At 59.6% G+C, this 15,308-nt stretch carries 11 protein-coding genes; 4 read left to right on the top strand and 7 right to left on the bottom strand.

The window, feature by feature from the left end:
- The first annotated feature begins 26 nt into the window (after positions 1-26).
- The 4 genes from CFBP5499_RS12170 (at position 27) to CFBP5499_RS12155 (ending at position 5,478) form a co-directional block, all read left to right on the top strand.
- Positions 27-1,946, top strand: coding sequence for a beta-N-acetylhexosaminidase (locus tag CFBP5499_RS12170; RefSeq protein ID WP_080827170.1), 1,920 nt, complete (start codon positions 27-29; stop codon positions 1,944-1,946).
- A gap of 12 nt (positions 1,947-1,958) precedes the next feature.
- Complete coding sequence (locus CFBP5499_RS12165; RefSeq protein WP_080827171.1) at positions 1,959-3,392, top strand: M81 family metallopeptidase; 1,434 nt, start codon at positions 1,959-1,961, stop codon at positions 3,390-3,392.
- A 63-nt stretch (positions 3,393-3,455) separates the two neighbouring features.
- Positions 3,456-4,661, top strand: coding sequence for an MFS transporter (locus CFBP5499_RS12160; RefSeq protein ID WP_080827172.1), 1,206 nt, complete (start codon positions 3,456-3,458; stop codon positions 4,659-4,661).
- A 76-nt stretch (positions 4,662-4,737) separates the two neighbouring features.
- Entirely contained in the window at positions 4,738-5,478 is a 741-nt protein-coding gene (locus CFBP5499_RS12155) for a copper homeostasis protein CutC (protein ID WP_080827173.1), read from the top strand.
- Here CFBP5499_RS12155 and CFBP5499_RS12150 read toward each other — a convergent pair.
- The 7 genes from CFBP5499_RS12150 to CFBP5499_RS12120 all read right to left on the bottom strand — a co-directional run bounded on the left by CFBP5499_RS12150 (position 5,444) and on the right by CFBP5499_RS12120 (position 15,126).
- Complete coding sequence (locus tag CFBP5499_RS12150) at positions 5,444-6,595, bottom strand: glycosyltransferase family protein (RefSeq protein WP_080827174.1); 1,152 nt, start codon at positions 6,593-6,595, stop codon at positions 5,444-5,446. The genes CFBP5499_RS12155 and CFBP5499_RS12150 overlap by 35 nt on opposite strands.
- Positions 6,592-7,839: a glycosyltransferase family 4 protein gene (locus CFBP5499_RS12145; RefSeq protein ID WP_175416706.1), complete on the bottom strand. Its 1,248-nt coding sequence runs from the start codon at positions 7,837-7,839 to the stop codon at positions 6,592-6,594. Before CFBP5499_RS12145 ends, CFBP5499_RS12150 begins: the two co-directional genes overlap by 4 nt.
- Before the next feature lie 43 nt (positions 7,840-7,882).
- Positions 7,883-9,091 carry a glycosyltransferase family protein gene (locus tag CFBP5499_RS12140; RefSeq protein WP_137066287.1) on the bottom strand — a complete coding sequence of 403 codons (1,209 nt, stop codon included), beginning with the start codon at positions 9,089-9,091 and terminating at the stop codon, positions 7,883-7,885.
- A gap of 72 nt (positions 9,092-9,163) precedes the next feature.
- Entirely contained in the window at positions 9,164-10,339 is a 1,176-nt protein-coding gene (locus CFBP5499_RS12135; protein WP_080827175.1) for an ABC transporter permease, read from the bottom strand.
- The gene (locus CFBP5499_RS12130; RefSeq protein WP_010972421.1) at positions 10,336-11,334 is read right to left on the bottom strand and encodes an ABC transporter permease; all 999 of its coding nucleotides are present in this window, start codon (positions 11,332-11,334) and stop codon (positions 10,336-10,338) included. The genes CFBP5499_RS12135 and CFBP5499_RS12130 overlap by 4 nt, the downstream gene beginning before the upstream one ends.
- A 1-nt stretch (position 11,335) precedes the next feature.
- Positions 11,336-13,237 carry an ABC transporter substrate-binding protein gene (locus CFBP5499_RS12125; RefSeq protein ID WP_080827176.1) on the bottom strand — a complete coding sequence of 634 codons (1,902 nt, stop codon included), beginning with the start codon at positions 13,235-13,237 and terminating at the stop codon, positions 11,336-11,338.
- Entirely contained in the window at positions 13,234-15,126 is a 1,893-nt protein-coding gene (locus CFBP5499_RS12120; RefSeq protein WP_080827177.1) for an ABC transporter ATP-binding protein, read from the bottom strand. Before CFBP5499_RS12120 ends, CFBP5499_RS12125 begins: the two co-directional genes overlap by 4 nt.
- Positions 15,127-15,308: the final 182 nt, after the last annotated feature.

Raw genomic sequence — 15,308 nt, 5'->3', positions numbered from 1 at the left:
TTCAATGCGCAATAAAGGGGAGCATCATGGCGCTCGCACACTATCGTCTTGAAAATTCATGGCATCCGCTCGCAGACTCCGCATCCGGCGGCTTCACCTTCACGCTCGTCAATCTTTCCCGCGAACCGCTGAAGGATTTTCGCATCGTCTATACGTCGCTGACGCGGACGGTGGACAAGCCGGTGTGTGGCAACGCCGTTTACCTGCGCCGCAACGCCAATTTCCATGAATTTGCACCTCCATCCGGTTTCGTGCTGGAGACGGGCAAATCCTGGCGCTTCACCGTCGATGGCCTGCTGAGACCAGCCCGGCATCGCACGGACGGCGCAAAATCCGCCTATGTCAGCCTTGCCGATGGCACACATCGCGCCGTGGATGTGGGTGACCTGATGCTGGATGGGCGCCACAGCGAGCCGGCGCCGGTGCTGCTTCCCGAAGGAAAGCTCGATCTGCCCTTCGCCGTCCAGCCCTGGCCCGCTGAAATCGATGCCGAACCGGGCGAGGGTTTTCCCGTCGCACTTTTCCCGATGGAAGACGCCAGGGCGGAAGAAGTGCTTGCGGTGGAAACCGTGCTGTCGCTGTTCCGCAGGCTCTTTGCCGTCGGGCATGTGCCTTTCAGCCTTGCGCCGGTGCATGAGGGAAAACCGCTGCATTTCAAGCAGCATAGCGGGCTCGAGGCGGAAGGTTACCACATCACTTTCTCCAACGAAGCCGTTACCGTGGAATATTCGGCCGCTGCCGGCCTGCAATATGGCCTGACGGTTCTGGCGCAGCTGCTGCACGGCGCGCGTATCGACCCGAAGTTCCGTTTTCCGGCCTCCGGCACCATCAGCGATGCGCCGCGCTATAGCTGGCGTGGCTGCCATCTGGATGTTTCGCGGCAATTTTATCCGACCGATGATGTGCTGCGGCTGATCGATATTCTCGCATGGCTGCGCATGAACCGCTTCCATTGGCACCTGACGGATGACGAGGCGTGGCGTCTCGAAATCAAGGCTTATCCATTGCTGACCACCGTTGGCGCGACGCGCGGTCCGGATGCGCCGCTTCTGCCGCAGCTCGGCAATGGGGCGGAACCGGTTTCCGGCTATTATACGCAGGATGATGTGCGTCTGGTCGTGGCGCATGCGGCGGCGTTGAATGTCGAAATCGTGCCGGAGGTGGATATTCCCGGTCACAGCACCGCGGCTCTTGTTGCCTATCCCGAACTGACGGACGGGCAGGAAGCGCCGGACAGCTATCGCTCGGTGCAGGGATATCCCAATAATGCGCTCAACCCGGCCATCGAGCCGACCTATGAATTCCTCGGCAAGATATTCGACGAGATGGTGGAGCTCTTCCCGTCGCGGCTGATCCATATCGGCGGCGACGAGGTTGCGGATGGGTCGTGGCTCGCTTCGCCGCTCGCCAAGGCGCTGATGGAAAAGGAGGGGCTGGACGGCACCTTCGGCATTCAGTCCTATTTCATGAAGCGTATTCAGGGGATGCTGCATGAGCGGGGCCGCCAGCTTGCGGGGTGGGATGAGGTTTCCCATGGCGGCGGCGTCGATCCGGCCGGAACATTGCTGATGGCGTGGCAGAAGCCGGAAGTCGGGCTTGAGCTTGCAAAGCAGGGTTATGACGTGGTGATGACGCCGGGTCAGGCCTATTATCTCGACATGGTGCAGGACGAAGCATGGCAGGAGCCCGGCGCAAGCTGGGCCGGCACGGTTCCGCCTTCGCACACTTATGCTTATGAGGCTGTCGGCGATTTCCCGGAGGAATTGAAGGAGCGGATGAAAGGCGTGCAGGCCTGCATCTGGTCCGAACATTTCCTCAACCGTGCCTATTTCAACCATCTGGTCTTCCCGAGGCTGCCGGCCATTGCCGAGGCGGCATGGACGCCAAAGGCGCAGAAAGATTGGCTGCGCTTTTCCGCCATCGTCCCCTTGAGCCCGGTTTATTGAGGGGAAGGCGAGATGCGTATTGCCGTTGGTGGAATTCATACCGAATGCAGCACCTATTCCCCCGTGCTGATGGGGCAGGAGGATTTTCGCGTCTTTCGTGGCGCGGAGCTTCTGGAGGCCGAGTATTTCAATTTCCTCGGCGAAGGTGGAGCGGACGTATTGCCGCTTCTGCACGCCCGCGCCGTGCCGGGTGGCCCGGTGTCACGCGGGGCCTATGACGCATTCAAGCACGAGTTCCTCGAACGCCTGAAGGCCTCGTTGCCGCTGGACGGGCTTTATCTCGCCATGCATGGTGCGATGAATGTCGAAGGCATGGACGATGCGGAAGGTGACTGGATTTCCAGCGCCCGCGCCGTGGTCGGACCGGATGTTGTTGTCGCCGCGAGCTATGATTTGCATGGCAATGTCAGCCAGACGATCATCGATCAGCTGGATATATTTGCCGGCTACCGAACTGCGCCGCATATCGATGTGCGCGAGACGATGGTGCGGGCTTGGACGATGTTGCTGAAGGCTCTGAAGACGGGAGAAAAGCCCGGCGTGGCCTGGGCGAAAATCCCCGTTCTGCTGCCAGGCGAAAAGACCTCCACGGAAGATGAGCCCGCCAAAAGCCTCTATGCCGTTCTGCCGGATTACGATGCGCGGCCCGGCATATGGGATGCAAATTTCATGATCGGTTACGTCTGGGCCGATGAACCCCGGGCGACGGCCTGTGCGGTGGTGACGGGAACCGACAAAGCGGCAGCAAAGGCCGTCGCCACCGAGATCGCGCAATGCTACTGGAATGCCCGGCAGGATTTTCGTTTCGGGCCTGTGACGGAGCCGCTCGACGCCATCATGGATATTGCGGAAAAGACGACGACACGGCCGATTATTCTCGCTGACTCCGGTGACAACCCGACCGGCGGCGGGGTGGGCGATCGCGCCGATGTTCTTTCGGCGCTGATTGCGCGCAACTGGCAGGGTGCTCTTCTGGGCGGCATCACCGACCGGCCGGCGGTCGAAGCCTGTTTTGCGGCAGGTGAGGGCGCGCGTCTTTCCATAAAGATCGGCGGCAGTCTCGATCCGCAAAGTCCTTCTGTCACCGTCGAAGCCAGGGTTCTGAAACTGGACGATCCCGGTGCTGCCGATCACCGGCAGGCGGTGGTCGCCATCGGTGCCATCACGGTCATTCTGGCGGCACGACGCAGGCCCTATCACATGATTTCGGATTTCACCCGTCTGGGTTTCGATCCGAAAGAGGTCAGGCTGCTGGTCGTCAAGTCAGGTTATCTTTCTCCGGAGCTTGCGCCGATCGCCAATCCCAATCTCATGGCGCTGACGGAAGGGGTGATCAATCAGGATATCGAAAACCTTCCCAATCACCGCCGGTCCGGCGATTTTTATCCGTGGAAGCCGGATTTCGACTATATCCCCAAACCCATCCTTTCGGCCCGCTGGCAATGACAGCGGTTCGGTAGCTTTTACCCCAGCGATCCGGCCTTGCCGGATCATCTCAGGCGAATATCCATGCCGTCGGCTCTTTCCATCGTCATCAACAATCCGTCGATCCGCATCGGGGCGCTCGCCATCCTGTTTTTCGGGTTTTCCAATGCGGCGACAGCGCCCTATCAGGCGGTCATCGGCATTCGTGAAATCGGGCTGAGCAACAGCGTCTATTCCCTGCTGATGCTGTTTGCCGCCGTCATCAATGTAAGTGCCAGCGTGCTGATGGGCATCGTCGCCGACAGGCTGGGTGAATATCGCAAACCCATGCTGCTTATCGCACTCTTCGGGGTCAGCGGTTATCTGCTGGTTTATCTGGTCGGCAACGCCACGGCTTTCGTCAGCGCCAAACTCCTTCTGCTGCCGATTTTCGGGGCGATGAACTCGCTGATCTTCGCGCATGTGCGCGCCGATGCCCGCAATCTTTCGACTGGCGACATGATCGCCGTGAATTCGATCATGCGGGCCACCATCTCGCTGTCCTGGGTGCTGGTGCCCGGCATTGTCGGCATTTTTCTGGTGAATTCCGGCAATATGCTTCTGGCATTCTTGTTCTCGGGCATCTGCGCGCTTATCTGTTTTCTGCTGGTCGCTTTCTGCCTGCCGCGCGCGGCCACGCCGGCAGTCGTCAGTAACGAAGCACGCTTCGGCCTCATGGCCTCCCTTGCGGAAATCGGATCGCGGCGGGTGCTTTTGCGGATCATCGCCATCGCCCTGATCTGCTCCATGCTGCACCTGAATGATTCCATCCGCTCGCTCATCATAACCGGACAGGCAAAGGGTACGGTCGCGGATATCGGTATCGTTGCGGGCATCGTCGCCGCGCTGGAAATCGTTTTCATTCTCCTCTGGGGCTGGATCGAAAAGAAGGTGCCGCAAACGCTGACGCTGGCGGCGGGTGCGGTGCTTTACGCCATCTATCTCATCCTCCAGGGGCTCGCTTCCGCGCCTTGGCACATCTATGCGCAGACCGTCATCAGCGCGCTCGGTGCCGCCGCCATCATCAGCATTCCCATCACCTATCTGCAGGAGTTGATCGCCGACCGGCCGGGGCTCGGAAGCTCGCTGATCGCGGTCAATATCTTCCTCGGCGCCGGTCTCGGTGCGTTGATTTTTGCCGTTGGAACCCTGGTCTCCAGTTATTCGGGAACCTCCATATTGGGGGCGATCGTGGGTCTTGGCGGGGTTTATATGCTCTATGCGCTTGATGGGACGGGTCGCCGCAGGTAGAGCGTCGACCAAAAGTGTGGGCGGTTTCGGATGATCCGGCGCGTGAACAGACCGCGGCCAGACAAAAGAGGTTAGAATGATTCTCGAAATTTGCGTGGACGATGTGGCCGGTCTGGAAGCGGCGGTCAGGGGCGGGGCCGACCGGATCGAGCTTTGCGCGGCGCTGTCCGGCGGTGGAGTGACGCCATCGGCGGGGTTCATGCAGCGGGCGGCGGCCTATGGGTTGCCGGTGAGCGTCATGATCAGGCCGCGCGCCGGGGATTTCGTGTTCACGCGCGACGAGGCCGATGTGATGAAACGCGATATCGATGCCGCGCGCGCGGCAGGGCTTTCCGGCGTGGTGCTCGGCGCATCGCGTGGCGATGGCTCGCTTGATATGGCTTTGCTCGAAGAATTGCGCCGTCACGCTGACGGAATGGATGCGACGTTGCACCGGGCGTTCGATATCGTGCCGGATATGGAGGAGGCCTTGGAGGCTGCCATTTCGCTTGGTTTTCCACGCATCCTGACCTCCGGCGGCGCGCGTTCGGCGCTTGAGGGCGTCGAGACTTTGGCGCGTCTATCGGAGCTTGCCAAAGGCCGGATCGTCATCATGCCCGGAGCCGGCGTGCGCCCGCAAAGCGTTCAGACATTGCTGGATCGTTTTCCGATTACGGAAATCCACGCTTCCTGTTCCGCCGTACCGTTTTATGATCCGGAAAGCAGGGTGGCGAAGCTCGGCTTTACCGGCGCGGGGCGCAAGGCGACGGATGAGGCCGCCGTGCGCGAATTAAAGACGATCCTCAGCGCTCATCATAAAGGCGGCGCAGTGCTCTAGCGGTGCCTGCCGCGCCATCGAGATCGAGGTGGACCTTGCCCGGTTCCGGCAGCGCCAATGCCGCGTTGATGGCCTCGGCCATGGACTGCGCGGAGATGTGTTTTTCCTCCAGCACCTGCGCCAAGCCCAGCCGCGCCAGCCGTTCGGCCCGGGCGCTCTGTTCCGTTTCGCCACCGGCCGCGAAGGGGATCAGCAGCGAACGGCATTTCGCCTGAAGAATATCACAGACGGTGTTGTAACCGGCCTGTGATACCGAAAGCCGCGCGCCGGCAAGCAGGCTGGCGAAATCCTTGCGGAAGCGGAAGACGGAAACATTGTCCGGCGCTTCGGCGGAAATCGCATCGAAATCCGCCTGCGGCATGTTGGGACCGGTGACGAGGCACCAGCTCTTGATGTCAGGCAGCAGCGGGGCTGCCTCAAGGGCTGCCCGGATGAGGGCTGCGCCGACGGCGCCGCCCCCTGCGGAGACGACGATATCGAATTTTTCCGCCGGTTCCGGCGGTGGTTGCGGGGCGACGAGCCCGGTATAGATAATGCGCTGGCTGATTTCACTGGCGAGGGGGAACGTATCTTCCAGCCGGGCGAAATCGGGATCGCCGTGCACGAGCACCGCGTCGAAATGTTTCTTCACCAGGGAAACGGTCTCTTCGTCCCGGCCGGGCTTGGTTTTTTCCTGGAGGATATCGCGCAGCGAGGTCATCACGAGCGGGCGTGGTTCGCTGTCCTCGATCTCGTCCAGCAAGGGCAGCAATTCGAAGCGCACCTGTCTGCGGCCGAATGGAAAAGCCTCGATGATGACGATATCGGGCTTTGCGCCGTGATAGGCGCCGATCAGCATGTCGGTTCTGAGGTTCTTGAAGGTCTCGTCCACCGGCTTGCCGGAACTGTCGATAAGTCCTGAAAAGTTGCCGTCGCTGACAGCGATCGGCGGCAGTTCGACATGGCGGATGCCTTCACCGGGAAAGCCCGGAACCGGGGTGCCGCCGGTGACCAGAACGACATCGAAACCATCCGCCTGCAGGGCATTGGCAACGCGGCTGGCGCGGGCAATATGGCCGATGCCGAGAAGATGCTGCACGTAAAAGAAAACGGAAGGACGCTTTTCCATCTCGGTCATGGTGTCTTTTCCCACTCGGTCTCGAACAGAGACTTCAATTCGGCGATGCTGGTGCGATGGTCGAAAGCTGTTCGAACGCGGTCCTCAGCGGCAGCGCCGAGACGCTGGCGCAATTGCGGATCGGTGATTGCGGTGCGCAGCGCTTCTGCGAAGGCTGCCCGATTTTCCGGCTCCGTCAGCAGGCCGTTTTCGCCATTCACGAAGAATTCCGGGATGCCTGATATATTGGTGGAAATGCAGGTCAGCGCCTGGCTTGCGGCCTCGACTAGTACATTGGGAAGACCGTCGCGGTCGCCATCGCTGGTGATGCGGCAGGCAAGCGCGAAGAGATCCGCCTCGCGGTAGTTCTCCAGCACCTGCTTCTGGTCCATGGCGCCGGTCCAGACAATTCTCTCGGCAATGCCAAGTTCGTCGGCCAGTTTTTTCAGCGCGGTCAGTTCGTCGCCACCGCCAATATGGGTGAAGCGCCAATGGACGGTCTCAGGAAGCGAGGCGAGCGCCCGCAGCAGAATATCGATGCCCTTTTTCTTGACCGCTCGGCCGACGCTTAAAATTCTGACCGGATCGGCGGCATTCGATCCGTCCCTTGCAGGGCGCGGTCCCTCAAAATGCGGGAAACGGGTGAGATCGAGCCCGTGATAGCTCAGATGCACATTCTGCTTTGGCCCGGAGAGCGCTTGCAGATGCTGAAAACCGCCGGCGGTGCAGGTCACGGTCCAGCGGGCGCTTTGCAGCTTAGTTGCAAGGTCGTGGTCGCTAGAGGTCCAGATGTCCTTGGCATGGGCGGAAATCGTCCAGGGCGTGCCTGTTATGAGATGGGTATAGGCGGCGACGGAGGCGGGCGTGTGGATGAAGTGAACGTGCAGCCATTCGGCATCCACAGGCCATTCATGGGCCAGCACAGCGGCCTGCCCGAAACGGCGAAATCGGTTGCGGCTGAGATCATGCGGCAGGTCGCTGAAAAACCGGCGAAGCGCGCTTCCGAAGCCAGGCTTTTTACGGCAGGCCCATAGCGCTTTCAGAACCCGCAGCGGCTCTTCATGCAGATATTCCGGCAGGTATGTGACGGGCGCGCGGATTTCATCATGAACGGGGTGTCGCTTCTTGTCCGTCGGACGGCGCATGGACATGAGTTCGAGTTCCAGCCCGGCCTTTTCGAGCCCTAGAAGCTCCTGGGCGATGAAAGTCTCGGACAGGCGCGGATAGCCCTTGAGGAGCACCACGATTTTTTTTGTATCAGTCACGTTGCGCGTGTCTCTTTTGAAGCTGTGTTCGTCGGGAAGCCGATCACGCGGTGAGCGTAATCGGCGCCTTTTCGCTCTCGGGCGGCAGCCATTCGGCGATCCGGCGCGAGATGTTTTCCAGACCGTCGAGCTTCAGATTCTGCGAGTTGACGGAAGGTGGTGCGCGGTTTGGCAGGGCTTTGAGAGCCTCTGCCATTTTTGCGGGGTTCTCTGCGTCTTCCGGCAGAAGCATGTCGAACAGACCGAGCTCAGATGCGCGGGTGGCGCGGATAAGCTGCTCTTCCCGTGGCACCGTGCGCGGCACGACGAGGGCGGGCTTATCGAAGGACAATATTTCGCAGACGGTATTATAGCCGCCCATGGAGACAACGGCCTGGGCTCCGGCGACGAGGTCTTCCATGCGGTTGTCGAATTCGATGATCTCGATATGCGGAATATCGGCAACGCTGCTCATGAAGCGCTGGCGCTGATCCGCCGGCATATAGGGGCCGAGCACGACAAGCGCCTTGTGCGTCAGTTCCGGGTCATGGCGATAGGCGTTGATGACGTCATCGATCAGTTCACTGCCATCGCCGCCACCGCCGGTGGTGATGAGAAGATAATCGCCTTCCGGCCGGTGCGCCACGGTTTCGGCCTGCGTCTTGGATCGCTGCAGGAATCCGACGAAATCCATTTTGTCGCGCACGGTCTCAGGAACATCGAGCCCCGTCAGCGGGTCGTGGAAATCCGGCGGGCCATAGACCCAGACATGGTCATAGAACTGGCCGATCTTGGTCATGACGTTGTTGCGCTTCCACTCGGCCTCGAGCAACTGCGGCGCATCCATGACGTCACGCAGCCCGATGACGAGCTTGGTGCCCTGTCCCTTGAGATAGGCAAGCGTTTCCTCTACCTCGCCTCGCAGGCCCATCGGCTCCTTGTCGACGATGAAGATATCAGGCTGGAAGCTCTCGGCGGTATGATAGATGATCGAGCGGCGCATCTTCAGCGTTTCCTGAAGATCGATATGCCTGTCCATCGAAGTGTATTCGCCATTGCGCAGCTTGATGACGCTCGGGATTTTCACGAAATCGACGCGGGCGCGATAATCGAAGGCGCCGGCAATGGTCGCTCCCGATATGATGAGAACGTTGAGGCCGCGATAATCCTCCACCAGGGCATGCGCGATGGTGCGACACCGTCGCAGATGGCCGAGGCCGAAGGAATCATGGCTGTACATGAGAATACGCGCGTCGTTCAAACGGGAGCTCATGGGCCACACCTCTTTTTGCCTTTCACGATGAAGGCGGCTTCGGAAGGGCAGTTAATCAAGGCGTATTCCATTTTATCTGAAGGGGTCCGCAGCATCACGTAGTCCGTCGCCGAAGAAATTAAAGGCCAGAATGACGAGAACGACCGGGATCGTCGGGATGAGAAGCCACGGATATAGCGCAATGACGCTGACGCTGCGCGCCTCCGTGAGCAGAATTCCCCAACTTGTGATCGGTGGCCTGAGACCGAGGCCGAGGAAGCTCAGTGCGGTTTCGCCGAGAATCATGCCCGGTATCGTAAGGGTGGCCGATGCGATCAAGTGCGACATGAAGCCGGGAATAAGGTGTCTGCCGATGATGCGCGGCGTGCCGGCACCCATTAATTGTGCAGACAAAACATAGTCTTCCTCGCGAAGCGCCAGAAGCTTCGAGCGCACGGCGCGCGCAAGGCCGGTCCAGTCCAGCATGCCGAGAATGATGGTGATGCCGAGATAGACGAGGATCGGGCTCCAGGTCACCGGCATGATTGCCGCGAGCGCCAGCCATAGCGGAATGCTGGGGATGGATTGCAGCACCTCGATGATGCGTTGGACAATCAGGTCGAAGGTGCCACCGCGATAACCCGCCAGACCACCGATCACAATGCCGAGAACGAAGCTCATGGCGACGCCGAGAAGGCCGATGGTCAGCGAAATGCGCGCACCATAGATGATCCTCGACAGCACATCGCGCCCCAGCCTGTCGGTGCCGAGCAGGAACATTTCGCCGCCTTCGGCCGGGCATACGAAGTGGGTTCTGCCCTCGAACATGCCCCAGAAGCGATAGGTATCGCCCTTGCAGAAGAAACGCAGCGGCTGGATATCCGTCGGCACATCTCGGTAGACGCGCCGCAGATTGTCCATATCGAGTGTCATTTCCCGGCCATAAACGAAGGGGCCGACAAATTTTCCGTCGTTGAAAAGATGAATGGACTGCGGCGGTGCGTAGATATGCTCGATATTGCGGGTATGGAGATTGTAAGGGGCGAGGAACTCGCTGATCAGGATCGAAAGATAGATCACCGCCAGAAACGCGCCGGACCACACAGCGATCTTGTGCTGGCGGAATTGCCACCACATCAGCTTCAGTTGTGATGCCTTGCTGAAGGCCGCCATTCCAGAAGTGTTGGGTTCGATGAGCGACGGGTCGAAGGGTGCCGTCGAGACGTAATGGGGGAGCGCTTCGCCTGATTTCGGAATGGATGAAGTCATTTGACGTTACCACCTCCGAAGCGGATTCGCGGGTCGAGTATGGCAAGGGCGATATCCGACACAAGAACGCCGATGACAGTCAGGAAAGCCAGGAACATCAGGAACGAGCCGGCCAGATACATATCCTGGCTTTGCAAAGCCCGGATGAGCATGGGGCCTGTGGTTTCGAGCGACAGGACGACGGCGGTGATTTCCGCGCCTGATATGATGGCGGGCAGGATCGAGCCGATATCCGAGATGAAGAAATTCAGCGCCATGCGCAGCGGATACTTGATCAGCACCTTGAAGGGATGCAGCCCCTTGGCGCGGGCTGTCACCACATATTGTTTCTGCAACTCGTCCAGCAGATTGGCCCGCAGGCGGCGGATCATGCCGGCTGTGCCTGCCGTTCCGATGATGAGGACGGGGATCCAGATATGTTCGAGGATCGATTTGAACTTTGCCCAGCTCATCGCCTGATTCAGATATTCCCGGTCCATCAGATGACCGATCGAAATACCGAACCAGATATTGGCAAAATACATCAGGATCAGCGCCAGCATGAAGTTGGGGATGGCGATGCCGAGCAGGCCGAGGAAGGTGAGCCCATAATCGCCCCAGCTGTATTTATGCGTGGCAGAGTAGATGCCGATCGGAAAGGCAAGGATCCAGGTGACGATGATGGTGACGAAGGAGACCAGAACCGTCAGCCAGAGGCGGTCTCCCACCACATCGCTGACCGGCAGCTGATATTCAAAGGAATAACCGAAATCGCCGACCAGCATGCCGGTCGCCCAGCGGAAATAGCGGATCGGGGCCGGCTGATCGAAACCGTAGCGGGTGCGCAATTCCTCGATTTCGGCAAGGTTTGCCGTCTCACCCATGGCGCGCAGCTCGGCGACGTAGCTTTCGAAATAATCGCCCGGCGGCAGTTCGATGATGGTGAAGACCAGCATCGAGATCAGGATCAGTGTGGGGATCATGACGAGGATGCGCTTGATTATATACCGCAGCATATCAGGCGTCTCCGTCATACCAGAAGGCATCCGGCATATAGACGCCGAGATAGGATGTGGGTTCGTAACCGAAAAGCGCCTTGTCCGGCACGTTTCGCATGCGTTTGACATGGACGACGGGTTGCAGCGCGCCGTTGACGATGCCGATCGAAAATACCTGCTGCGTATAAATCCCGAGCATTTCCAGCCAGATCGCCTCGCGTTCTTCCTCGGTAACGCTTCTGCGCCATTTTTTGAGGAGATCGAGAAGATGCGCCGCCTCCGGCAGGTCGGGCTCCTTGCCCTCGCGGCCGCCAGAAAGATAGTGCACGCCCCAGACCGGCCATTGCAGCTGATCGTCGCCGGTGGGGGCGAGGCCGGAAGGCAGCATGTCAGGTGTGGGCACGCCATTGTCCATGCCCATCCACACCGACATCAGCACCTCGCCGCCCATGGCGCGCTTGCGGAAGACGTCGCGCTGGGTGGGGCGCACCGAAACCGCAATGCCGATATGCCGCCAGTGATCCGTTACCAGTTCCATGACATCGGTTTCGAGCGTGCTTTCGCCTGTCGTCTCGACGATGATATAGGCGGGTCGACCATCCGGCAGGAGCCGAAGGCCGGCATTGTCGCGTTTGTCGAAACCCGCTTCATCGAGCAGCCTGTTGGCCGCTGCCCGGTCAAAGGCGCTCCAGGCGTCGGCAAATTCCTGCCGGTAAAGCGGGCTTTCCGGCAGGACGGTGTCGGCGCTTTCTTTTGCCAGCCCGTAGAAGCAGACCATGTTGATTTCATGCCGGTTGATCGCGAGCGACAGGGCACGGCGCACGCGCACGTCCTGGAACGCGCTGCGCCAGACCGGGTCGGCGCAATTGAGATTGGGCAGCAGCGCGATGCGTGAGCCCTGGGAGCGCTTGTAGAGATTGACCTTCAGGGGGAAACGCTTTTCGGCATCCTTCAGGAAGGTGTAATCGGCAAAGTCGAGGCCGAAATATTGCAGATCGCTGTCACCCGATGCCGTCTTGGCGGAGATGATATCGGAGGAGGTGACGTTGAGCAGGAAACGGTCGAGATAGGGCAGCTGCAGGCCATTTTCGTCGACGCGGTGATAATAGGGATTGCGCTCGAACACGAACTGCTCCGCCGGCGGCGAGGTCGTGTTTCGCCATGCGTCGAGCGTCGGCAAAGCGGGGTTCTCCGGCCGGACCTGCCGTGACATCTTGATATGCAGCCCGCTCCAGTCGTCCGCCTTGTTCTTCTTGATGAGCTTGGCGAGATTTTCCGCTGTCTGATATTTGACGTGGAACTGTTTCATGTAAGCGGCGGGAAGGAACAGTCGCGCAGGCGAGGCCGCCGCGAGCTTCGCCAGGAAATCCGGGTTCGGGCCTTCCCAGGTGTAACGCACCGTCAGCCGGTCGACGACTTCGATCAGCGGCGGATTATTGTTGACCAGAAGTTCGATCGGCGGACCGCCCTTGTGAATTTCCTTATTGAGAGCGACATCCTCCCAGAAATAGCGGAAATCCTCTGAAGTAAAGTCGCTGCCATCGGACCATTTGTGGCCCTCGCGCAGCTTGAAGGTGAAGATGCGTTCTTCCTGAACGTCATAGCTTTCCAGAATGTCCGGATGAAGCTCAAATTTTTCGTCATAACCGACAAGGCGGGCATAGCTGCTGATCGGCATCAACCTGATATCGCGCTGGCCGCCAATCAGCATACGCACCGAGCCGCCGTGTTTTCCCGGCTCGCGGCCAAGCGCTTTCATGTCGATGACGCGCGGGTTTTTCGGCAGGCGTTCGGCCACGCCGGGCAATTCGCCCTTTTCGCGTTTTTCCTTGAAATAGGCTGGGTCGATATAGGCGGCGCGCGCATAGGCCGGCAGGAAGACGGAGGCCAGCAAGGCGAGCGTGGTGCGGCGCGTGATCAAGGGCGAAGCTCCCGGATATCGACATTGCCGTTGGCAAGGACGAAATGGCCTTCGCCGAGATCGGCTGATATCATCTCGCCATCACCCTCGTCCCGGAACTGCCTGCCCCAGTCGAATTTGCCCGTCGCGCTGATCTTGCCGATGGTGCGGAAATCGAGCGGACGATCGAGATCGGGAAAAGGCACGGCGGCCAGCAGGGATTTCGTATAGGGGTGAACCGGAGAGCGCATCAGGATTTCCCGCGGCGCCAGTTCCACGATACGGCCCTCGCACATCACGGCCACGCGGTCGGCCATATAATCCACCACCGCGAGATTATGCGAGATGAAGAGATAGGTGAGCCCGAGGTCCTGCTGCAAATCCTTCAGCAGATTGAGGATTTGCGCCTGCACCGAGACATCGAGAGCGGAGACGGGCTCATCGCAGATCAGCAGTTCGGGGCCGAGTGCCAAGGCGCGGGCAATGCCGATACGCTGCCTCTGGCCGCCGGAGAAGCTATGGGGATAGCGGTTCAGCGCGCTTTCTCCAAGGCCGATGGCCCTGACGAGACCCCGGACTTTTTCCGCGCGGTATTTCGCATCTCCCCGTCCGTGGATTTCGAGCGGCTCGCTCAGGATATTGCCCACCGTCATGCGGGGGGACAGCGATGAAATCGGGTCCTGAAAGACCATTTGTATCTTCGAGCGCAGCTCCTTGAGATCACCGTCCTTCGCATTGAGGACATCGATATCACCTTCCGGCCGGTGAAAGGTTATCGAACCCTCATCCGGGCGGACGGCGCGCATGAGGATTTTACTGACGGTGGTCTTGCCGCTGCCACTTTCGCCGACCAGCCCGAGGCACTCGCCGCGACGGATTTCAAAACTGACGCTGTTGACCGCCTTCGTGGCATTGGCGTCGCTTTTGCGGAACCAGCTGGATTTGCGGCTCGTGAAGGTCTTGCTGATGTTATCGACGGTCAGAAGCGGGCCGGGGGTTTTGTTGACCGCGGCGGTCTTTTTTCCGACAAGGCTTTCGTGGTCCACCTTGATTTCGCGCAGCGCCTTCAGCCTTTCGCCGGGCTTCATGTCGAAATGCGGTACGGCGGCCATCAGGCCCTTGAGATAGGGGTGGCCCGGCGCCTTGAAAATGTCATCGACCGTACCGGCTTCCATGATCTCTCCCTGATAGATCACGGCCACTTCGTCGGCGATATTGGCGACCACACCAAGATCGTGGGTGATGAGCAGCATGCTCATATTCAACCGGCTCTGAAGATCGCGCAGCAGCTTGAGGATTTGCGCCTGTATCGTCACATCCAGCGCCGTCGTCGGCTCATCCGCAATCAAAAGTGCAGGCCGACAGATGAGCGCCATGGCGATCATGGCGCGCTGACGCATGCCGCCCGACAGTTCGAAGGGATACATGTTCACGACCTTCTTGGGTTTGGAAAACCCCACGAGATCGAGCGTTTCATACATTTTTTCCGCGCGCTCGGCCGGCGACAGGATGCTGTGGATCCTGAGCGCTTCATCGATCTGGTTGCCGATGGTGTGCAGCGGCGAAAAGGAGGTCATGGGCTCCTGAAAAATCAGACCGATGCGATTGCCGCGTATCGAACGGATTTCCCGGCCGTCCTTCGGCAATTGCAGCAGATCGATGGGGCCGGCTGCGGCATTTTCCGGATCGGTGAACAGCACGCGGCCGTTCACGCGCGCCGTTTTGGGATGGATGCCCATGATGGTCTGGCCGATGACGGATTTTCCGGAGCCGGACTCGCCGACGAGGGCAGTGACTTTTCCCGGAAGAATACGAAGGCTCGCGCCCCTGACGGCATCGATGGTGCCGCCCATGAGAGAAAAAGAGACCCGCAGATTTTCAATACGGAGCAAATCTGCGCCTGCGCTCATGCCAAAAGGTTCCTTGCCGTCTCTTTATCGTTGCCTTGTGACAATTGTTCAGGAGGGCTTAAATTCACGTTATCGCAGGGTTTGTTGTCTGTCTATGCCTCTGAAACATCGAATTGTTTAGCAAATTCAAAGCCGGCTTCGGAAATGTGGCGGCTTGCCTGACCGCGCGTGTTTCGTGATAT

Origin of the sequence: Agrobacterium tumefaciens, assembly GCF_005221325.1 — a bacterium.
Lineage (GTDB): Bacteria > Pseudomonadota > Alphaproteobacteria > Rhizobiales > Rhizobiaceae > Agrobacterium.
Note: the sequence above shows the minus strand (reverse complement) of the source record. Positions and strands in the feature narration are given on the sequence as shown.